Genomic DNA, 18,391 nt, shown 5'->3' on the forward strand with positions numbered 1-18,391 from the left:
CCCCTACGCGTCGTCGCTCCGCAGGGAGCACTCAGAGCAACTCCCCAATGGCGGGCCTCAAGTTGGCCGCCGACGCCGGTTGGGACTTCGCTTGTCGTCAGCCACGGGGGGGCTCCCCGGACGGAAGCAGCGGAGGCAGCGTGCCCGTCTTGTACGCCTCGGCGATGGCGGGCAACGCGCGTTGGCCGAGAGTGCCGCCGGCTCCGGGGACGACGATGTGCGCGAGGAAGGCCTCTTCGAACGTCTCCACCTGGCTCTCGACGCTGACGAACTTGGCCTTGATAGTGAGCAGGAGCGCTCGCCACTTCTCGCGGCACGCCTGCTCCCACAGCTTCCGCTGCGACTCGACGGTCCGCGTGTAGCCGCGCGAGTCCTCTGCGAATCGCAGTTCGTCCCGCCGAGGCAGGGGCATCGTGAACTGCACCCGCCTTTCCTGCATCTCGAACATGATGACCGCGCGGCCCTCCTCCTCCGCAAAGCCAGTGCGCGTGGCCCCGTGGCGGCGGAGCAGTTCCTTGATTTCCATTTCCGTCTTGGCGACGGGCACGCTCGTCCGGCTCGCGTAGCTACCCACAGGCCACCTCCTCCCCGGGCAGCGACAAGGCACGGACGGCGCGCGCGATGTCGAAGGTCCCGCGCCGAGGGGCGTTCGAGCCCACGACCACAGCGGAGGCCCGCTCGCGCATGTCCTCCGCCCCGAGGCGCGAGGCCTCGGTGACGGCCTCGGCGAACGCGTTCCAGGCCAAGAGACTGTCCGCCTCGGCGCGCGCGTCCGGCACCGGCAGTTCCGGGTACACCGCACGGAGGACAGCGGCGGCCACGCCCTGGTGCGCGGTGGTGATGCGCAGGGCGCTCCACACCTGGGCGAGCGAGTGGCGCACCGCCTCGGGGATGTACGGGCTGCCGCACGCGTCGCAGCGCGCCCGGCACCACGCGCACGTGCCTTCGCCAGTGCAGGTGCAGCGCCCGGACGGGTGCAGCGCATCCGCCGCAGCCGTCGTCAGCGGCGTGGGCTCGTGGCCCAGCTTGGCGAGGGACTGCTGGATGCGCTCGCTGACGGGCAGCAGCGGCGGCACCGCGGGGCGCACGTCGAGCGGCGACAGCATTCGGTGTGTGGGAGCGGTTGAACCCTCCGGAACGGTCGGAGAGTTCGGGCCGGGCGTCGTCTCGGCGGGCGGGGTGGAGAGGGCGAGGCGCAGGTTCGACTCTACAAGCGCGTGCTGCCCTTCGGCGAGCATGCGAAGCGCGGTGGTGATGGACTTCTCGTACTGCCCCACCTGCGCGCGGAGGGCGTCGCGCTCGGACTCCAGTTCTGCGCGCTGTTTCTCGGTCTCCAGGCCAGCGCTGGCGAGGGTCCGCGAGTTGTCTCGCTCCTGCTCCAATTCGCCCTCCAGCTCCGCCACCAGAGCCTGGAACGTGGACACCTCGCGCGCGTGCTCCGCGAGTAGAGCCGCGCCGGAGTGCTCCTCGGCCAGCGCTCGGTGAGCGACCTGGAGCGTGAAGGAATCGGGCGTGTACGAGCCGTCGAGAACACCATCCATCAATTCGGCCAGTTCCTTCAACGCGTCCAACAGCGCCGCGTTGTCCGCCACGAGCCCCGGCACCTTCGCGCCCTCCAGCGCGGCGTCGCGAAGCATCCGGGCCATCATCGTTTCGGTGGAGCCATTCGTCCGCGCGACCACCGCCCGGAACCACCGCTCCACATCCCCGGTCGCGTACTTCGGCACGCTCGAAGACGGCCCAACCGACGGCAGGGCGGACGTCAGCGGCGCGAGCCAGGCCCATGCCTGCGCGAGCGCGGCCCGGACCTGCGCCTCATCGGCGGACACCTCGCCCAGGGCGATGCGACGGACCTCCTCCAGCTCCTTCGGCATGCCGCTGACGTCCGCTGATTTCATTGGGTGCTCGCCTCCGCCAGCGCCTTCGAGGCGGCGCGACCGCGCGGCAGCTGGACGTCCTCCACGCTGTTGGGGGCGGCGTTGTCCGCCCACGCCGCAGGGCGCCGGTTCGTCTTCTCCAGGTTGCGCAGCTTCTGGTAGTGCGCCGCGCAGTAGCCCTTCGTCCGGCTGGGCTTGCCGCAACCCTTGATGGCGCACACGCGCGTGCCATCGGCCTGGGCTCCCCTCGCCTTGCCGGGCTTCGCCGGCCTGGCCGCGCTCGTCGGAGGCGCCTTCACCGCAGGCGCGGGCGCCACCATGCCGCCCAGCTTCGCCACGGTGTCGCGCAGCAACTGCGCGACCTCCTCCAACGTGTCCGCCAGCTCCAGCAGGCCACCACTGCTCTTCGTCTTCATCGCCACGTTCGTCTCGCTTCGTTGTTGGGGTTGAGCGCGCCGCCGTTGTGACGGCGCGCGGGGAGAGGCGGGCGGCCCGTGCTGCGCCGCCCGCTCGAACCACAGAGAGAAAGCCGCTACGGCAGGCCCAGCGTCATCACGTCGGAGAACTCGCTGGCGATGGCCCAGGCGATGGCGAAGGTGACTGCCGCGGCCTGGGCGGGCGTCCACGCCTCATTCGGTTTGATGGTGGCCACCGTCTGCTTGTCCTTCTCCGGCAGCGGGCCCTGGTGCCCGCGCACGCCCTCCCTCTGCGGTACGGGCTTGCTGTGCTCCGGCTGATAGGCACGGTTGGGGTTGTTGGCGGGGCCCATGGGGAGGCCCGGAAGGACTTTCGCGGCCTCTACCAGCGCGGCCTTCCCCTTCGTCGAGTCACCACGCCCATCGTCATCCTCGCCACACGCCCGGCGCGCCTGGAACTGGACCCAGGCAATGAGGCTTGGCGGGACGCTCTCCTTGGCCCCCTGCTTCAACAGGTAGCCCAGCTGGATTTTGTAGGCCATGCACTCCAGCGTCTGGCTTGGCACCTGACTCGCGGACTTCCATCCGAACTTCGCGCCAACCCTGTCCGCAGCTGTCTGCGCGAGGATTTTGCAGTTGTCGATGAAGGTGCGTGCGTGCTGCGGAAGGAACTTCGCCACCTCCGCGACGTGCGCGGCCGAGCCGAAGTCCGCGGGGGGCGGCGCAGCGGCAGCGAACGCCATGGAAGAGATCAACAGCGACACCAACAGCACCAGCTTCAACATGCTCCGCATGAATTGCCTCGAATGGATGGGATTGTTTGGAAGGACGCACGCTGACGAACCGCTCAGCGCGCAGAGGAAGAAGGCGGGCCGCGCGGACACCACGGCCCGCGACGTCAAACGCTGCGGAGCGGGGCTACGGCGCGGTGAAGGCCACCTGGCCGCGGACGATGACCTGCTGCACCGTGCCGGCGCGCATGTCCGAGGCGTTGCCGCTCAGGATGTTGCGGTCCCACCGCACGAGCGTGGCCGGGTAGCCCAGCCCGAGCAGGCCCGCCTTCTCGTGGCGCGCAACGGCTGAGTCCACGGTGTACTTGCGGAAGGCGTCCTCCGCCGTCATCCGCTCGTGGGCAGGGACGGAGTCCATCAGCATGGCCACCTGCACGTTGGGTGGCGTGGAGCTGGGGCCGAACTCGTCACCCCCGAAGGCCACCTTGATGCCGCCCTCGCGCCGGTAGGTGTCGAAGTGCAGCGCGTCCGCTGCCTCCACCGGCTGGTAGTGCGAGGCGATGTCCGCGCGCAGTGCTTCGTGCGGCGGATTCTGGACGACGTAGTAGCCGAGCCGGGCGATGCGGAAGCGCATCCAGCCGTCGGCCATGTCCGTGTGCTCCAGCGTGACGCACCGGCGCGGCAGGTTGCCGCCGAACTCGGACTCCACCTTCTCCGCCGCCGTCAGCACCTGCTCCACCGACGCGGAGCCGAAAGTGTGAATCATCGTGCATGTGGGGGACGCCTGGGTGTTGTACCCGGCCATCCGAATGGCCCACTCCACGTCCGTGGTGCTGAGGTTGGGGCCGCCGTACCACGTAGGCGTCGTCACCGACGGGCACTGCGTGTCGGGTGAGAGGTACGACTGCTTGCTCCACCCCCGGCAGGACTTGATGGCGCCCGAGGCGAACACCTTGCGCCACAGCACGCCGTGACGGTTGCGCAGCGACTCGGGGCAGGCCTCGCCCAGGCCGGACACCGGGAGGCACGCCACCGTCAGGTCCACCGGGTGGTTGACGAGGGCACGCACCGCGGCGGCCTTCGCGGGCGGCCCCGCGAAGAAGATGTCCGTCACGGAGGTGACGCCCTGGGAGAGCGCCACGTCCAGGCCTGCCTGGTACACCGCCGCGAGCTGCGCGTCGGTGAGGTCGGCCACGAGAGCCGCGAAGAAGGGCACCTGGGCCAGCTCCTGCGCCCATCCGTCGAGCTCCAGCAACCCGGTGAAGGGGTTGTAGACGCGGCCGAAGAAGCCGCTCCACGGGTCCACCACGCCGATGCCGTTGGGGTCCGTCGCCGGGTTGAGGACGCCCGCCGCCGCGAACGCCAGCCGGTTGCCCCACAGTCCATGGCCCTCGCTGCCGTCGAAGCCCACCGCCACCTTCGCGGGCGACGCGGCGGACAGCTCCTGGAGGAGGTTGTGGCCCTTCGAGGTGCCGTAGAACTTCGCGCCGAAGAGGATGACGCTGCGGCGCCGGGAGGCCTCGCCGTTGCAGGCCTGGAGCGCGGCCACCACCTCGTCGTAGGTGGGGTCGAAGTTGGGGTAGGGCGTGCCGTCCGGCGTGAAGGCGATGACAGGGCAGAGGTCGCCGAAGGGACGGCCGTGCGCCGCGTCCGGGAACGAGTCGAAGGGCGGCACCTTGTGCTCGTGCGCGTCCACGAAGCCCGCAGTGTACGTGGCGCCATGGGCGTCCTCCACGACGGTGGTGGGCCCCGCGAACTGCTGCCAGGTGTCGCCGCGCCCCACCCAGAGGATGTCCTCGCCGCGCCAGGCGATGGCGGTGGCCCAGCGGCCCAGGGCGTCCCCGTCCCGGCCGGTGTAGACGTTGGCGTTGTGGATGATGTGGTCCGCGTCGCCGCGCGGGAATCCGCTGACGGCCTCCTGCGGCGGGACGCTGCCGGCGAGCGCCGGAGGAGCCGCAAGGCACACGAGTGCCGCGGCGAGGAAACGCCTCAAAGACATACAGACTCCATGGGGGTTGGGGTTACGGCTGGACGGAGTGCCGGTGCCGGAGTCGAACCGGGAGCGCTGAGACGTCCAGCGGGGGCCCACGCCCCGTCATCGGCTGGTGCTGCAGGTTCTGCGTGCGCCCGTTAGTGGCGCGGTGCTGCTCGTGAGTCTCAATCGCTGTTGATGTGCCCGAGGAGCAGCGCCGGCTCTCCCAGCTCCACGCCATTCACGGAGGCCCACTTCGCGACCTGCCTCCACCGCTTCGTCGCCAAGGCCAGCGGCTTCTTCAGCACCTTGGACAGGTCCTCGACACGGCAAACGGGAAAGTCCACTGCGTCGGGGGACTCCTTGAACCTGTTGGCGATGGCCACGGGGATACCGATTGCGGAAGGCACACCACTTCCGGTGGTGGCGCCATCAACGAACGAGGGGACGTCCTGGATCGGGAAGCCGACGAACTCACCGTCCGAACCGCGCAACTTCTCAAGCTTTCGCTTCTGCGCGGCCGTGGGGAATACGCCGAGGATGATTGCTGCGACGACTTCGTTCATGAGGACGGCCTCCTGTGTTGGCACTGCGAGAGAAGGGCCCGGCGGAGGCGGGTGGGGGTCCACCTCCGCCGGGCAGCGCTCAACGTCAGCGCCGTGAGAGGCCCCGCGAGGCCCTATGCCGCGCGGGGTGAGGTGGAGCGTTCCGTCCAGCCAGGTGGTGTGCTGGCCGCTCCACCGACAAGGCCCGGTGGCCCAATGCCACCGGGTTGCAACCCCGCGCGCTGAGAGATCGACCCGGGCCGTGTGAGGCGGCTTCGGAACGCGCGGTGCTGCGCTACTTCAGAACGGCATGTCCTCGTCCGTGAGCGGCGGAGGCTCGGGCGGGCCGCCGCCATACGAAGGCGGACGACTGCCTCCGCGTGACTGTTGCGGGGCGCCGCGGGCAGGCGCCGGGGAGGGCGCGCGACGTGGCCCGGTGCCCTGCTCCATCGCGAGGATGCGTCCCCGCATCTGCGCCGCGAAGTTGCGCGCCTGGGTGGGCTCCATCTGCTGCTTGAGGGCGAGGCCGCTGCCGAGCGGGTTCACCCACCGCACCTTCGGACTCCACTTCCCCTCGTACTCCTCGTTCTCGATGACGAGGGACACGTCGTTGGACTCGATGCCCGTGAGGTCCGAGACGTCGTTGCCCTGCCAGCCACAAGCGCGGAGGGCCTTGATGGTGTGCTCAAGCGACGCATCCGTGAAGAATCCGAACCAGGTGATGCTCTGGCCGGCGTATGGCTCCGAGCCGTCATTGCCCAGGAAGGTGAACTCGATGGCCACCTGTTCTTTGCCGCCTGACGTGAAGCCGAGGGCGCCCTGCGCGGCGCGAGCCTTGTACCGTCCGTTCTCCAGTTGCATGTCACGTCACCTCGCCCAGCCGGGCGTTCGTCCAGTCGTTGAGCTTCGCCAGCTTCACCGCGTCACCCCCGGCCCGCTCGATGGCGGCCAGGGCGTTGCGCTTGTGCTCCTCGGGGAGTTGCTCCGCCTTCTCGCGGATGGCCGCTTCCAGCGCCTTCGGATCCGCTGGCTGGTGGGCCTCCAGGGCGGCCATGAAGTCCGCCCACGAGAGGGGCATGAACTCGGGCAAGTCGCCGCGATTCTTCGCGTCGTACGCGGCTGTGCGCGTCGTGTAGATGAGACGCGCGCCCGTCGAGATGCCGCGCACGCGCTTCGTGCGCGCGTCCTTGGAGGCGTACGTCTCGTGATTGGCGAAGAGGACGTGCTCCGCCCACTCCTTCACCAGCCCGCTGGCCTTCGCGTTCAGCTTCAGTTCGTAGCGGTCGAAGTCGTCCCCCTCCGGATTCTTGAAGGGCTTAATCCAGCAGTGGGCCAGGAGAATGATGTGCATGCCCTTCTGGCGCCGGAGCTTGTCGAGCGCGGCGAGGAAGACGCGCCACTCGTCGAGCGCCGCGCTGTAGCCCTTGCCGTACCCATACGACTCGATGTTGTCCTGCTGGTCCCGCTTGCAGATGTGCGCCCAGAGGAGCGGCTCCGCCCAGTCGAGGGTGTCCACGACGAGCGTCCGGTAGTCGTGCTGCTCGGAGGTGAGGACGCGGACGGCGTCCAGCACCTCCTGCCAGCTCTCCGGCGACGGGAAGCGCGTGACGTCCAGGTGGTCCGTGCCGTCCTCCGCGCCGAGGAAGATGGGGGCCGGCGCGTTGGCGCCGAAGGTGGACTTCCCGATGCCCTCGACTCCGTACAGCACGACGCGGAGAGGCGCGGTGCGCTTGCCGCGCACGAGCGCGTCCAGCGTCATGCGCGAAGGGGAGAGCGGCTTCGATTGCGGTCCGCCCGGAGTCCTGGGCGGTGGGCTGCCATTGCGTTGGGGTGACATCATTCGGTCTCCTCTTTCGACCGTGGTGAAGCGACTCAGGGGGATTCAGCTCTGGGGCTGCGCTGCTGACGTCAGCCGTCGTGCAGGCCCCATCCGCAGATGAGGCCGTCCTTGCCGTCGATGAGCGGGGCGCCGCAGTAGCAGCGGCCGTTGGGGGCGTGTTGCGCGGGCGGCGGCGGGGAGAACTCGATGCGTCCCGGCGCGGAGGTGGTGGGCGCCGCGGGCACGGGCGGTGGCGCCGGAGGCGTCGGCGGTGCGCGCCCGTGCAGCACGTCCAACTCGTGGAAGTACATGGCGCGGTTGGCCCGGTTCCGAAGGGTTTCCGGGGAGGGCTTGCGTGAATGTCGTGTCATGCGCCCCATGCACTGCCCCTACTCGTAGCGCTCGCCTGCGGCCTGCTCGGCCTGGCGCAGCAGTTCCCTCAGCTCGGCCTCAGCCTCGACTTCCGGGGTGAGGCAGTCCCACTCCATGTCCCGCCAGCGGTGCCGCCCCTCGTGCTCGTACTCGCGCTCGCACAGCACCCAGCTTCTATCCGGGTGCTCGGCGTAGGCGGGGCAGGGGGAGCGGTGTGCTTCCGGCAATGCAACCTCTCAGGTTGATTGCATTGGTCCTACCAAATGAGTCTGACGTTCTACGCGGCGGCCCGCTGCGCTTCAGTCCGCGCGCGAAGGTGCCGCGCGAGCCATACTTGGCGCTCCAGCTCGGCGCGCAGGTACACCTCCGCCTCGTTGATGCGGGCGAGCTGGAGCCGCGTGCTGGTGACGCGACGCTGGAGGCGCAACCACCGCTCGCGCGCAGCGTCGGTGCCGTCCGGCTCGCACGCCTCGTGGAGGTACTCGACGGCCTGCAACACCTCCTGCGTCTGAGTCTGCTGCGCCTCCATCTCGCGCACTTGCTGCGCGAGGCTGGCGGCGTCCCGGTCCGGCGGCGTCCAGCCCTCGCGGGCGAGGATGGCGAGCGCGTCCGCCAGCTCGTGCAGGGGCTTCACTTCGCGCCGCCCTTCAGCTGGGCCAGGTCGGCCGCGAGCCGGAGCGCCACGCCCTCGACGGTGGTGTCCAGCTCCTGCCACGCGCGCAGCACCTCCGGCGCCACCTCCTGCCCGTCGAAGTAGGCGCGCAGCACCTCGCGCGGCGTCTTCGTCTTCTTCTCAGCCACGGCACTCCTCCTTCTGGGGCACCGCGTGCCCCGGGTTGCACAACTGCTGCGCCTTGGCGCGCTTCGTGGCGGCTCGCTCGCGGAAGCCAGCCGCGTCGCGCTCCAAAAAGACGGCGCCCTCCGCCGAGCACCAGTCCGCCCCGGCCTGCTGCTCCTTGTGCGCCGCGCGGGACTCCAGGTCCTCCGCCTCCTTCAGCAGCGCCGCCGCGTCGTCCGTCTGCGGGCGCACCTCTCCCGTCGCCATGTCGTTGGCCATCTCGTCCTCGTGGTGGGTGGAGTGGGGCGGGCGCGTGGTGGCGCCCGCTGATGGAGCTACCGGCGCACTTCCAGCACGTCGGTGTGCTGGTGCAGTTCGCCCGCAGTGTCCGTGAATATGACGAGCGGCTTGCCCTGCTGCCGCGTCGCCTTCACGTCGCGGATCTGCCGGTCATCCACGTCCTTGCCGTCGTCCTTCCGCCGGAACCACTGGCCCTCCAGGGCCTTCGCCGCATCCACCGCTCGCATCGTCTGCCCCCACTCGCTCGTGTCCGTGCTCCGGTGCTGCTCCTGCTGGCGTCTTCGGTGGCGACCACCGAACTCCCGCTCCGCGACCATTCCCCCGAGGGGCAACGTCCGTCCGCCATCGACATGCATTGATATGCTCTTGCTTTGGTTCTTCGTCAAGTGCATGTTTGGGTGCATGGAAAGGCGTTGGTGAAGGTGCTCGTTGACCCACCTGGCGCTGCTCACATAGGACTGGAGGTCCGCGATGCGGAATGCGTTGCGCATGCGCAGCAGAGGAGGGGACGACGTGGCACCGCTTCAGGACATGACCCACAACCCGAGGGAGCGCAGTTCGCTCATCCTGCCCAGGTCGAAGTGGCAGATCTGGAGCGCTATCGCCCAGGCGCTCAGCCGCGGGCAGGACCGCAACGGCGTGATGGAGGAGGCCCTGGACCAGCAGGCTGCTGCCTGGCTGGAGGGGGCGAGCGCTGAGCAGCGCTCGCGCTACGAAGCCGCGCTGGCTGCCCTCGAGAAAGAGCTGTCTTCGGCTGAACCGGCGCCCAAAGGGCGTGGAGCCAAGCCCAAGAAATAGCTGGAAGCACAGGACGCGAATGTAGAGTCGGAGCTTGGCGCTACGGTGCCCAGGCAGACGGGCGGGAGAGGTTCATGCGGAAGCCGATGAATACCGGCCAGGGTGGTACGTCCCAGCGGGCGCGCGGAGGTGGTGGTGCGAGTTCGGGAGCGCGCGCGGCTGACAATGGCTGGGAAACCGGCAGGGTAGGTCCGTTCGTTGTGAAGCAGCGCGTCGCGCACGACACGGAGCATGGAGACGTCTACTTGGCTTCAAATGGTCATACCGGGCATGCAGCGCTCGGCGTCCGGCCGACAGCGGACCAGGTGGATGGCGATTCGCCGTGCTCATGGTCTGCGCGCGTCGAATCGCTCAACGGACAGGCGTTCGTGGAAGTGCTCACGATCCAGGCGCCCGCATCGGTCTCTCCCGCCGACGTGTGCGAGGAGATAGCGGTGACGCTGGGTGATTTGTCGAACGTAGTGGACCAGGTCAGGCGCAAGCCGGTGGTGCTGGATCACCTGATGGCGCCTCCTGTGCCGCGCTGGCGACGGCAGATCGGGCGCGCGCGACGCCGACTGGCTTCGGTCCGTCTCTTCATCGCTGCTCAGTGGAAGAACGCGGCCCTTGTGGGACTGACGGCCAGCTTGCTGCTGGCCGTAGGGGTTCGCCAGGGGCCTTCAACTCCAGAGAAGCCCAAATCGGCAATGCCCGAGCCGGAGCGCGCAGTGCTCACGACGGGCATCGCAGAAACCTCGCTCAGCGAGATCGACGTGACTCCGCCCGTCCCGGTCTACGGTTTGGACCAGATGGTCCGAATCGCGCTCGATATGCCCGGCAAGCCGTTCAAGGGCCAGCGCCGGCCGCCGTGCAAGAAGAACCAGGAAGAGATCATCGGAGCTTGCTGGGTCGCGGTGAAACAGGCGCCCCCTTGCGGCGACGACTACTTCGAGCACAAGAGCGTCTGCTACGCGCCCTTCATGGTGCTATCGGACGGCACCGAAGCGCCGCGACCGATTGCGCAGTGAGTAGACTTGCTTTCTGGCCGTACTGGCAGTAACGATTAATTCATCAGTTCCGCAGCACCCGCTGACTTGCTGGCAGCGGTAGCCCCAAACGATCTAGTCCGAATTCACTCGTCAGCCTTTGTTGGCTGGCGGTGATAGGGCCCCACAACCGCGTCGTGGCGCTGTGGCGTGTCCGCAGGTTCCCGCTGGTGACCAGCAAGCACCAGCGGGGCCTGTTTTGGGGTCGCCATGGGACGTCGTCACACGCCGCGTTGCTTCGCTCCGAACATCCAGGATCCACAGGCTCGGACGGTGCGTCCATACATGGCACCTCCGTCGCTCACGCTCCCCATGTCGAGGCTCTGCCCTCGCGTGCTGGGAGCGGTGCGCTGTCGTCGAGGCTTCCTGTTGGTCCTGACGAGGCGCGCCCCTTCCGTTCTACCTCCCTGAGTTGGCGCGGCAGTTGCTCTTCGTGCGCGCGTGCCCCGCCCGATTGATCAGGGCGTGCATGGCGCGGCCAGGGTGACAACCTTTCAGGTTGTTGCCACACTTCAAACCTAATCCTTCGTTCAGTGCCGCGCTGGTGGGGTATTCGATGAGTGATGACTTCAACCAGGGCGCTACGACGCCGCTGGATCATGAGGCACCGGAGGCGAGGAAGCGCTCGCGTCGTACTCCGGTGCCCCGGTCGGAACTGCCGCCCGACCATTGGAACGTGGACAACGTGGCCGCCTACGCAGGCCGCTCGAAGGACTGGGTGTACACGCACGTGGCAGCGGGCGATCTCCCGCACACGAAGCGCGGCGGCATCCTGTACTTCGACCCGGAGACCGTCGCGAAGTGGCTCGTCGGCAAGCCGGTCGCCGTCGCGAAGGGGCGGGGGCACTGACATGGCCGGTGTCCGGAAGCGCGGGCAGCGCTACTACGCCATTCTCAAGGACTCAGCGGGCAGGAAGGTGGAGCGGGCCGTCAAGGGCCGCACGCTCACGGAGGCCCGCAAGAACGCGCGCGACCTGGAGGAGCGCGCGTGGCGGACCCGGAACAACCTCGGGACGGAGCCGACAGCGGAGACGTTGGCGGAGGCCGCCCCGCGGTTCCTGAAGGCCTCGCGGCACCAGGCCAGCTTCAACAGCTTGGAGTCCCGCTGGCGTCTCCACATCCTGCCCGCGCTTGGTGCGCTTCCGGTGGGGCAGATTCGCCCGACCAACATCGACGAGCTGCTGGCCGCGAAGCTGGATGACGGCTACGGCCAGCAGACGCGCCGGCACCTGCGCATGACGCTGTCGGCCTTCTTCAAGTGGGCGATGAAGGACGGGCTCGTGGAGAGGAACCCCGTCCACGAGGTGGAGGCCATCGCGGTGCCTGACGCCAACCCAAAGGCGTTGACCTGGTCCCAGTTGGAAGCCCTGCGTGACGCAGCGACGCTGCCGTGGCTCAAGGACCTCATCTGGGTGGCTGCGCACCTTGCGCTCCGATACATCGAACTGCGGCGGATGAAGTGGGAGCACGTGGACTTCCGCCGCGGCGTCATAGAGACGACGCGCGCAAAGCGCGTCACGACGAGGCAGCGCAGCGAGTCGTCACGGCCTGCCGTCATCCCCGATGTTCTGCTTCCGTACCTGCGTGCCATGTGGGCTCGCCGCCGGGGCGAGTACCTCTTCTGCTACGAGGACGGCGGCCAGCTGCCGAAGACGAGCCCTCACGCCCGCTTCAAGGCAGCCCTCAAGGCCGCGAAGATCATCCAGGGCTACCGGCTCATCTGTCGTCGGCGGGGTTGCGGCTTCAGCGAGACCGCGAAGAGCGGCAAGTCCACGCCGTGCCCGCGATGCGGCTTCGCCCTTTGGTCGAAGGTCATCCCGGGCGCCTTCTCGTTCAAGGACCTCCGGAGCAGCGCCATCACGCGCATCATCGACGTGACGGGCAACGCCCGAGTGGCCCAGCTCCAGGCCGACCACGCCGACATGAAGACGACCCTCAAGCACTACCACGCGAAGAACGTGGACGTGCAGCGGGAGGCCTTGAACCGGGCGTTCGGCGGTGGCTCCTCGCCCCCGTCCGCCCCGCCCCCTCAGAGGGAAATGGCTTCCACCTAGTTTCCACCCAAGAAACCCGAAGCGACCCAACCGAACCCAGCACAACCCAACCCCGTCACCTCACAACCCCTTAGAAACACTGAGGAACCCAATGAACCCCAATCGTCCCCAAACGAAACCGACGCCCAAGATTGGCCTCCGGAGCCAAAGGCCGTGGGTTCGAATCCTGCAATGACTCAAGCCGGGTCGGTGGGCGTCTCCAGCGCTTCGCCCGTCCACCATCCCGGCGAGGTCTCCTTCCAGCGAAGCGTGGCAGGGCGGCCGAACAGGTCCACCAGCGTCTGCTCCATTCAGGCCCGGGCCTCCTCGAATGAAGTGGATGGGGTGCTGTCGAGCAGCCTCCCATCCGTGATGCCTTCCTGGGTGTAGATGGCGTAGCGCCAGCCCTCGGTGGGCTTGGGGTGGTAGAGCACGACGGAGCGGAGCGCTTCGTTCGCCAGGATGTGGCTCATCCCCTGGGGCTTACCGCAGGCGCATGCCCATGAGGTCCGCTACGGGAACGCGTCCACCACGGTGTAGCCCACGCTCCGGGGCAGCAGTGCGGTGCCGGGTTTGGAGCTTGGATCCTTCGGCCACCAGCCGTCGCTGTTTCCGAGGACGAAGCAGACCGGATGGGTGCGGCCGGCAGGCGTCTCCGCTCGCGTGTAGCGGCCCACCACGTGTTCTCCCTGCGTCCACAGCTGTCCATACAGGAGGGTGCCAGCGGGAAGGCCGCCATGTCGCTCCTTCTGGACGCTCACGATGTTCCCGTCACTCACGGAGACCAGGGTGGCATCCGTGCGGAAGGGGTAGCGGACGTCGAGTGTGATGGCCGCCTTTCCATCCCGCCGCAGGTCCAGCTTCTTCATCGACTCCAACGCCTCCGAGGAGCAGCGCTGGGGCTTGGGCGTCACCTGCGCGCCCGCGCAAGCGATGAGCGTGGAGGCCGCGCCGACGGCCAGCGTGCAGCCTCGCGCAAGTGAACGGGTTCGGACCGGGGACTCCTGCTTCAAGGGAAGGGTCATGGCTTCCTGCTCCAATGGAAGCGGCGCAGGGGAAGGAGGGGCCGCTTCGGACGCGGCAGCTTGGTCGGGCCCAGGTCCCCGCGCCACGGGAGGCGGAGAGGGATGCGCCGGCGCATCGATGCGGACCTTGGAGACGGCCCCCAGACTCCAGGCCAGCCATCCCAAGGCCAGCACGAAAGCGACTCCCACGGCCCCCCGGCGCCAGCGGGCTCGCAATGTCTGACGGTGCCGACCCGCGCTCGCGGCGAGGATGGACCGGGCTTCCATGCGGGCGACATGGGCGGGGGCCCGGCGGCGCAGTTCGCGTGCTTCGCGAATGCGTTGGAGCCGGTCCAGGCGCTGAAGACGTGCGTGCTGGAGCGGCACCTCCTGACCGGGAGCCACGGGCCCCACCATTTCGGGCGCGTCCTGTGTCGTGCGTGAAGAAGAGGAGGGCGCTGTGGCCCAGTCGAAGAGAGGCAAGTCCCAGGATGCATCCGCATGGGCCAGGACCTGATGCAGTTCGGAGGCCAGTGCGGATGCGCTCGGAGGCCTCTCCTCGGGCGCAAAGGCGAGCAGGTGGGTGACGAGCGAGGTCAGGGCCTCTGGCGCATGCGAGCCGGGCCATGCGCGCGTCGGTCCCTCACCATTCAAAAGGAGCGCCGGATAGGTATCAGTCAACAGCCGGTAGAAGGTGACGCCCACGGCGTACAACTCATCCGCCACGCCATAGCGAGGACACTCCTGCGCAGGCATTGAAGGCATTGCCAGCCGCCAGCGGTGGAGCTGCGGGCTCAAGTAGTGCGCCGTGCCGGGAGGAAGCTGGCCTGTTCCGGTCAGGGGCGGTGCGTCCGGGTGCCAGCCCGCGCCCCAGTCCAACAAGGTGAGCCGTCCATCCGGCTGGACGCGGATGTTGTCTCCCTTGAAGTCGCGGTGCAGGACGCCGTGTCGGTGCGCGAAGCTCAGGATGTCCGCAGCCTGGACGAGCAATGCACCCACCTCGCGAGCCGTGGGGTTGCGAGCGCGGGCCCACTCATACAGCGACTCGCCGTCCACGTGCTCCATCACCAGGAATGGGTAGCTCCCGGAGCCCGGCCGCCATGCGCCCGCATCCACGAAGCGAGGCACTCCCGGGTGCGGCAAGCGGGACAGCACCGCCGCTTCGCGTGAGAACCAGGGGCTATCGGGTTGGCGAGCCAGCTTCAGGGCGTATTGCTTTCCGCGGGGACGGCGCTTCGCCTGAACGACGTAGACCGTGCCGTATCCACCTGACGCCAATCGTTGGACGACGCGCCAGGAACCAATGAGCGTTCCGGCAGGAAGCGCATCCACTACGAGCAGCCGCATGGCAGGCAGGGCCGCCCCGAAAGCCTTGTGGGCGGGCTTCGTGGAGGTGTGATGCTCGGACCTGACCGGATCACCGGGAGTTGCCTCATGCGAACTCATGGCGACACCTGCTCCCAGCGGATGCCTCGTTCGCCCTTCACATCCAAGAGCTCCAGGGTGAAGTGCGCGCCTGGAGGCAGGTCCGGCAGTGCGTTCCACTCCACCACCACGGTGGAGCGCTCGCCAGGTGCCAGCTGTCGCACCTGTATGAGCAGGGGAATCTCGCGGACGGGAATGCCACCCGCGTCAGGTCCCCGAGGTGTCACGCGAGCAAAGCCTGGGAGCCAGGGGGCCGCCCCCATGGGATTGCGCAAGGAGGTGGAGAGGGCGCGGGTGCTCGCGGTGCGGTAGATCACGTGAGGACCCTCGGCGACGATGCCCATGCTCACGGGTGACTCACGGATGTAGTCCACGGTGATGCCCTCCTGGGTCACCGCCCCCGTCAACACCGCCCCACCCAGTCCACTGAGCGCGCACTGCGCACGCAGCGTCGCGAGCCCCGCCTCGGTGACCGCGCAATGGGCCCTCAGGTCCGCGAGTTCCTTCCCCAAATCCTGCGCGGTGCGTCCCTGCCGGAACACCTCCACCTGTGAATCCACCTCCGCCGCCACGGTCGTGAGCACGAAGCCCACCTGCGCCGGAGCACCGGGCCCCGCGAAGCGCACGGTGATCACTGGTTCCTTGCCCACGGGAACGTCCATGGACGCCTTGAGGACAAGCACGTCCTCATGCACCGCCACGCGAGTGAAGAAGGGCGCGAGCACGCTCCGGTCCACGGACTCCGGAACGATGGGCGCATCGAAGGTGACAGTGGTCACCTCATGGGCCGCGACGTGCAGCGGATGAAGCACCGGAGGCTCCTCCGAGCGCAGCGTGAGCTGCCGGGCCTTGCGTTCCCTGACCACGGGAGTGCGGGTCTGCGCCACCGCCGTGGTGCCCATCAGGATCGTCAGCACCAGGGGAATGAGCGAAGTGGACAGCGACATCACGGGTCACCTCCATCCTTCAAACCTAACAGATAGGGGTGACACGCATGAGAGGCCACGGGCCTGGGAGGCTTTTGGTTGCGGCGGCTGGACAAGGAAAACCCAGCCTACCTCAAGGATTGCATGGAGAAAGCCCTACTCGGTTTTCGTATTTTCGGCTGGAGGTGCTTCGCGAAGGGGAGGCGGAGCCTGCCCCTCGGTGGGTAGGGCAGGGCTGTCAGCGGGGACCTCTGCTGCATCGGGCTGCGCTTCCATGGGGACGTCGGGTGTGCGCGGGGCCTTCGCTACCACCTCGCCTTGGGGGGTGACCGCGTAGACCTGCCACCAGTCGAGGACCCGGCCATTGGGACCGCCACACCTGCTGAACCGCTGTTCCACGGCGACGTAGTACAGGCCGGTGGTCGGTCCGGTGAAGACGGCGACATCGAGTCCCTGTTCCGGGCTCGCGCAGCCATGGAAGAGCTGCGGATGGGGATTGGTCCGGACCACTTCCCGCAGCGCTCCTGCCGCGGCCACTGCGGCTCCCGCTTCGGTGAAGGGGAGGACGGAGGCCGAGGAATGTTCATCCGGCCATTGCACCTCCCCCGTCCATGACGGCTTGTGCCGAACGCATCCGCCAGCCAATGCGATGAGCCCTAAGAGCAGGAGTGCCTTGCGCATTGTGACGTTCACTCGTTCAGGAGCCGCAGGGTTCCGGGACGGCACTGGGGTGCACTGCTGAAAGGGGGCCAGTCGAGGCCGTCCAAACTTGTCCGACTGTCGGACAAGTTCGTGTGGATGCCGCTAAGACCGCCGGCCCGTCTTCCGCGCGAAGAACTCGCGGTTGAACGTCGCCACTCCCCACATGCGAGGGTCGTCCGGGAAGCCCTCCTTCGCCAGGGACTCGTCGCTCTGTTCCGCCAGCCAGCGGATGAACTCGTCCCGCGACGCGAAGGTCCGCTCCGGCCTGGCGTCTCCCTGGATGTAGCGGAGCCCCTGCGCGTACGTGCCATCCCCGGACCGCCACAGCGCGCGGGACACGCCCTCGCGCGGGTCGACGGTGATGGACAGGTCCGCCCCCGCGTCCAGCAGCTCCGCCACCCGCTGCGCCAGCGCGCGCCCGTACTTCCGCGAATCGAAGTGGGCCTCCGCGCGGGCCTGCTCCTTCGCGTCATGCTCCCGCGTGACCGCGTCCGTCATCTGGATGCGAGGCGCCGCGTGCGCGTCGCAGACGATGGCCAGCGCGATATCCCCCAGCCCGGGCGCCGACGCGTGATGCCACCGCATCAGCCCCTGTACCTGGGCGCGCGGTGCTTCCGGTAGCGAACCGAACGTCAGTGCTCCGTCCGGCGCCGTGAAGATCAACGTGTCATCCAGGAGCTCCCCTTGATGCTTCAACGAAGCGGACAGCTCGATGCGGGCCAGCCCACGGGCTTCGCGCTCGGCGCGCAGCCAGCGGACGATGTCGGAGTCTTCGGTCGTCGGGGATGACATGTCTTGCTCCAGGACTCTGGCACGGCGTGAACCTGTCATGAGCTGAAACGAAAGACTGACATTCCTGTCGCGCTTTGGTGCTGTTCCAATGCCCCGCGACGTGCGAAGCCCGGGCGCCCGCATCCTGTGAACCCTGGCCGTGGGCTTGCAATGCGTGGCGCCGCCAACATCCAACCCACGCCGTCGGAAGACGGCCCCTTCACCCTGGACGACATGACTGCTCGACACTTCATCGCATCGCTGGCGCTGACCTCCTGCCTGGGCGCGTTGCCGGCGGCGGCCCAGGAGCCCAAGAGCTCCGGGCTCGCGCTGGGCGTGCGCGGCGCCTTTGGCATTCCGGTGGGCGACTCCGGCACGGACCTCTCGCTGAAGGACACGTTCGGCAGCACCGTGGCGCCGCAGGTGGACGTCTCCTATTTCTTCAACCGGCAGCTCTCGCTGGGCGCCTATTTCCAGTACGGCATCGGCTCCGGTCCCGGTGACGAGTGCGCGGACGGCGCGGACTGCAAGAGCAAGGTCCTGCGCTTCGGCATCGACCTGGACTACCACTTCCGGCCGGCCGGCTTCGTCTCGCCGTGGGTGGGCGTGGGCGTGGGCTATGAGATCGGCTCGCTGGAGGTGGGCGAAGGCTCCAACAGCGCCTGGTTCAAGCTCGAGGGCTATGACCTGGGCCACGCCCACTTCGGCGTGGACCTCCAGCTCACCCGCTCCATCGCGGTGGGGCCTTACATCTCCGCGTCCGTGGGGCAGTACAACAAGGGCGCGATCCGCTTGGGCAATGCCGCGGAAATCAGCAATGACCTTTCCGATGACGAGAAGCAGATCCACGTCTGGATCCAGCCGGGCGTGCGCGTGCAGTTCCGGCCTGTCTCTTAT

Annotated in this window: 23 protein-coding genes and 1 pseudogene; 5 read left to right on the forward strand and 19 right to left on the reverse strand. The window is 68.2% G+C overall.

Annotation, left to right across the window (positions count from 1 at the left end; genetic code table 11):
• Positions 1–97: 97 nt before the first annotated feature.
• The 14 genes and pseudogenes from D7Y15_RS26205 to D7Y15_RS26260 form a co-directional block, all read right to left on the reverse strand.
• Positions 98–574, reverse strand: a complete 477-nt coding sequence (locus D7Y15_RS26205; RefSeq protein ID WP_121754276.1) for a hypothetical protein — start codon at positions 572–574, stop codon at positions 98–100.
• The gene (locus tag D7Y15_RS26210) at positions 567–1,898 is read right to left on the reverse strand and encodes a hypothetical protein (protein ID WP_148712871.1); all 1,332 of its coding nucleotides are present in this window, start codon (positions 1,896–1,898) and stop codon (positions 567–569) included. Before D7Y15_RS26210 ends, D7Y15_RS26205 begins: the two co-directional genes overlap by 8 nt.
• Positions 1,895–2,119 (reverse strand): annotated as a pseudogene (locus D7Y15_RS26215) (cell wall protein); the annotation flags it as partial. The gene D7Y15_RS26210 and the pseudogene D7Y15_RS26215, both read right to left, overlap by 4 nt.
• Before the next feature lie 290 nt (positions 2,120–2,409).
• Positions 2,410–3,087, reverse strand: a complete 678-nt coding sequence (locus D7Y15_RS26220) for a hypothetical protein (RefSeq protein ID WP_121754278.1) — start codon at positions 3,085–3,087, stop codon at positions 2,410–2,412.
• A gap of 124 nt (positions 3,088–3,211) precedes the next feature.
• A complete protein-coding gene (locus tag D7Y15_RS26225; RefSeq protein WP_121754279.1) occupies positions 3,212–5,023 on the reverse strand; it encodes an amidohydrolase family protein in 1,812 nt (603 codons plus the stop codon).
• A 158-nt stretch (positions 5,024–5,181) separates the two neighbouring features.
• Positions 5,182–5,562, reverse strand: coding sequence for a hypothetical protein (locus D7Y15_RS26230; protein WP_121754280.1), 381 nt, complete (start codon positions 5,560–5,562; stop codon positions 5,182–5,184).
• Between the two features lie 279 nt (positions 5,563–5,841).
• Positions 5,842–6,402 carry a hypothetical protein gene (locus D7Y15_RS26235; RefSeq protein WP_121754281.1) on the reverse strand — a complete coding sequence of 187 codons (561 nt, stop codon included), beginning with the start codon at positions 6,400–6,402 and terminating at the stop codon, positions 5,842–5,844.
• 1 nt (position 6,403) lies between these two features.
• The gene (locus D7Y15_RS26240) at positions 6,404–7,381 is read right to left on the reverse strand and encodes an ATP-binding protein (RefSeq protein WP_121754282.1); all 978 of its coding nucleotides are present in this window, start codon (positions 7,379–7,381) and stop codon (positions 6,404–6,406) included.
• A gap of 68 nt (positions 7,382–7,449) precedes the next feature.
• On the reverse strand, positions 7,450–7,731 hold the full coding sequence (locus D7Y15_RS26245; protein ID WP_148712872.1) for a hypothetical protein: 282 nt from the start codon (positions 7,729–7,731) through the stop codon (positions 7,450–7,452).
• 18 nt (positions 7,732–7,749) lie between these two features.
• The gene (locus D7Y15_RS44270; protein WP_148712873.1) at positions 7,750–7,959 is read right to left on the reverse strand and encodes a hypothetical protein; all 210 of its coding nucleotides are present in this window, start codon (positions 7,957–7,959) and stop codon (positions 7,750–7,752) included.
• 50 nt (positions 7,960–8,009) lie between these two features.
• The gene (locus tag D7Y15_RS26250) at positions 8,010–8,366 is read right to left on the reverse strand and encodes a hypothetical protein (RefSeq protein WP_120598858.1); all 357 of its coding nucleotides are present in this window, start codon (positions 8,364–8,366) and stop codon (positions 8,010–8,012) included.
• Positions 8,363–8,533, reverse strand: a complete 171-nt coding sequence (locus D7Y15_RS44815) for a hypothetical protein (protein ID WP_158629113.1) — start codon at positions 8,531–8,533, stop codon at positions 8,363–8,365. Before D7Y15_RS44815 ends, D7Y15_RS26250 begins: the two co-directional genes overlap by 4 nt.
• Positions 8,526–8,789, reverse strand: a complete 264-nt coding sequence (locus tag D7Y15_RS26255; RefSeq protein ID WP_121754284.1) for a hypothetical protein — start codon at positions 8,787–8,789, stop codon at positions 8,526–8,528. Before D7Y15_RS26255 ends, D7Y15_RS44815 begins: the two co-directional genes overlap by 8 nt.
• A gap of 56 nt (positions 8,790–8,845) precedes the next feature.
• Positions 8,846–9,166, reverse strand: a complete 321-nt coding sequence (locus D7Y15_RS26260; protein WP_148712874.1) for a hypothetical protein — start codon at positions 9,164–9,166, stop codon at positions 8,846–8,848.
• A 157-nt stretch (positions 9,167–9,323) separates the two neighbouring features.
• Between D7Y15_RS26260 and D7Y15_RS26265 the strand changes: the two genes are divergently transcribed.
• The 4 genes from D7Y15_RS26265 (at position 9,324) to D7Y15_RS26275 (ending at position 12,687) form a co-directional block, all read left to right on the forward strand.
• On the forward strand, positions 9,324–9,608 hold the full coding sequence (locus D7Y15_RS26265; RefSeq protein WP_147477291.1) for a hypothetical protein: 285 nt from the start codon (positions 9,324–9,326) through the stop codon (positions 9,606–9,608).
• A gap of 74 nt (positions 9,609–9,682) precedes the next feature.
• Entirely contained in the window at positions 9,683–10,615 is a 933-nt protein-coding gene (locus D7Y15_RS44275; protein WP_148712875.1) for a hypothetical protein, read from the forward strand.
• Positions 10,616–11,189: 574 nt separating this feature from the next.
• Complete coding sequence (locus tag D7Y15_RS44820; protein ID WP_158627669.1) at positions 11,190–11,483, forward strand: helix-turn-helix domain-containing protein; 294 nt, start codon at positions 11,190–11,192, stop codon at positions 11,481–11,483.
• 1 nt (position 11,484) lies between these two features.
• Positions 11,485–12,687 (forward strand): site-specific integrase, encoded by a 1,203-nt coding sequence (locus D7Y15_RS26275; RefSeq protein ID WP_158629115.1) that lies wholly within the window; start codon positions 11,485–11,487, stop codon positions 12,685–12,687.
• Positions 12,688–12,977: 290 nt separating this feature from the next.
• Here the strand turns inward: D7Y15_RS26275 and D7Y15_RS44825 are convergent, their stop codons facing one another.
• The 5 genes from D7Y15_RS44825 to D7Y15_RS26295 form a co-directional block, all read right to left on the reverse strand.
• Positions 12,978–13,139, reverse strand: a complete 162-nt coding sequence (locus tag D7Y15_RS44825) for a hypothetical protein (protein WP_158624458.1) — start codon at positions 13,137–13,139, stop codon at positions 12,978–12,980.
• A 39-nt stretch (positions 13,140–13,178) separates the two neighbouring features.
• Entirely contained in the window at positions 13,179–15,017 is a 1,839-nt protein-coding gene (locus D7Y15_RS26280; protein WP_158624459.1) for a serine/threonine-protein kinase, read from the reverse strand.
• A gap of 95 nt (positions 15,018–15,112) precedes the next feature.
• Positions 15,113–16,042: a DUF2381 family protein gene (locus tag D7Y15_RS26285; protein ID WP_120578207.1), complete on the reverse strand. Its 930-nt coding sequence runs from the start codon at positions 16,040–16,042 to the stop codon at positions 15,113–15,115.
• A 135-nt stretch (positions 16,043–16,177) separates the two neighbouring features.
• Positions 16,178–16,702 carry a hypothetical protein gene (locus D7Y15_RS26290; protein WP_121754289.1) on the reverse strand — a complete coding sequence of 175 codons (525 nt, stop codon included), beginning with the start codon at positions 16,700–16,702 and terminating at the stop codon, positions 16,178–16,180.
• Between the two features lie 123 nt (positions 16,703–16,825).
• On the reverse strand, positions 16,826–17,515 hold the full coding sequence (locus D7Y15_RS26295) for a hypothetical protein (RefSeq protein ID WP_121754290.1): 690 nt from the start codon (positions 17,513–17,515) through the stop codon (positions 16,826–16,828).
• A gap of 213 nt (positions 17,516–17,728) precedes the next feature.
• Here D7Y15_RS26295 and D7Y15_RS26300 point away from each other — a divergent pair.
• Positions 17,729–18,391 (forward strand): outer membrane beta-barrel protein (locus D7Y15_RS26300; protein WP_158629116.1); only part of this gene is annotated, 663 nt, incomplete at its 3' end.

The organism is Corallococcus sp. AB030 (assembly GCF_003668965.1).
GTDB lineage: Bacteria > Myxococcota > Myxococcia > Myxococcales > Myxococcaceae > Corallococcus > Corallococcus exiguus.

Excerpts from the sequence above, each read along its gene's own strand:
- D7Y15_RS26285 (WP_120578207.1), bottom strand. The coding sequence starts at position 16,042 with ATGTCGCTGTCCACTTCGCTCATTCCCCTGGTGCTGACGATCCTGATG.
- D7Y15_RS26255 (WP_121754284.1), bottom strand. The coding sequence starts at position 8,789 with ATGGCCAACGACATGGCGACGGGAGAGGTGCGCCCGCAGACGGACGAC.
- D7Y15_RS44820 (WP_158627669.1), top strand. The coding sequence starts at position 11,190 with ATGAGTGATGACTTCAACCAGGGCGCTACGACGCCGCTGGATCATGAG.
- D7Y15_RS26220 (WP_121754278.1), bottom strand. The coding sequence starts at position 3,087 with ATGCGGAGCATGTTGAAGCTGGTGCTGTTGGTGTCGCTGTTGATCTCT.
- D7Y15_RS26225 (WP_121754279.1), bottom strand. The coding sequence starts at position 5,023 with ATGTCTTTGAGGCGTTTCCTCGCCGCGGCACTCGTGTGCCTTGCGGCT.
- D7Y15_RS26230 (WP_121754280.1), bottom strand. The coding sequence starts at position 5,562 with ATGAACGAAGTCGTCGCAGCAATCATCCTCGGCGTATTCCCCACGGCC.
- D7Y15_RS26275 (WP_158629115.1), top strand. The coding sequence starts at position 11,485 with ATGGCCGGTGTCCGGAAGCGCGGGCAGCGCTACTACGCCATTCTCAAG.
- D7Y15_RS26260 (WP_148712874.1), bottom strand. The coding sequence starts at position 9,166 with ATGCATGTCGATGGCGGACGGACGTTGCCCCTCGGGGGAATGGTCGCG.
- D7Y15_RS26290 (WP_121754289.1), bottom strand. The coding sequence starts at position 16,702 with ATGCGCAAGGCACTCCTGCTCTTAGGGCTCATCGCATTGGCTGGCGGA.
- D7Y15_RS26245 (WP_148712872.1), bottom strand. The coding sequence starts at position 7,731 with ATGACACGACATTCACGCAAGCCCTCCCCGGAAACCCTTCGGAACCGG.
- D7Y15_RS26210 (WP_148712871.1), bottom strand. The coding sequence starts at position 1,898 with ATGAAATCAGCGGACGTCAGCGGCATGCCGAAGGAGCTGGAGGAGGTC.
- D7Y15_RS26280 (WP_158624459.1), bottom strand. The coding sequence starts at position 15,017 with ATGCGGCTGCTCGTAGTGGATGCGCTTCCTGCCGGAACGCTCATTGGT.
- D7Y15_RS44825 (WP_158624458.1), bottom strand. The coding sequence starts at position 13,139 with ATGAGCCACATCCTGGCGAACGAAGCGCTCCGCTCCGTCGTGCTCTAC.
- D7Y15_RS26240 (WP_121754282.1), bottom strand. The coding sequence starts at position 7,381 with ATGATGTCACCCCAACGCAATGGCAGCCCACCGCCCAGGACTCCGGGC.
- D7Y15_RS26295 (WP_121754290.1), bottom strand. The coding sequence starts at position 17,515 with ATGTCATCCCCGACGACCGAAGACTCCGACATCGTCCGCTGGCTGCGC.
- D7Y15_RS26235 (WP_121754281.1), bottom strand. The coding sequence starts at position 6,402 with ATGCAACTGGAGAACGGACGGTACAAGGCTCGCGCCGCGCAGGGCGCC.
- D7Y15_RS44275 (WP_148712875.1), top strand. The coding sequence starts at position 9,683 with ATGCGGAAGCCGATGAATACCGGCCAGGGTGGTACGTCCCAGCGGGCG.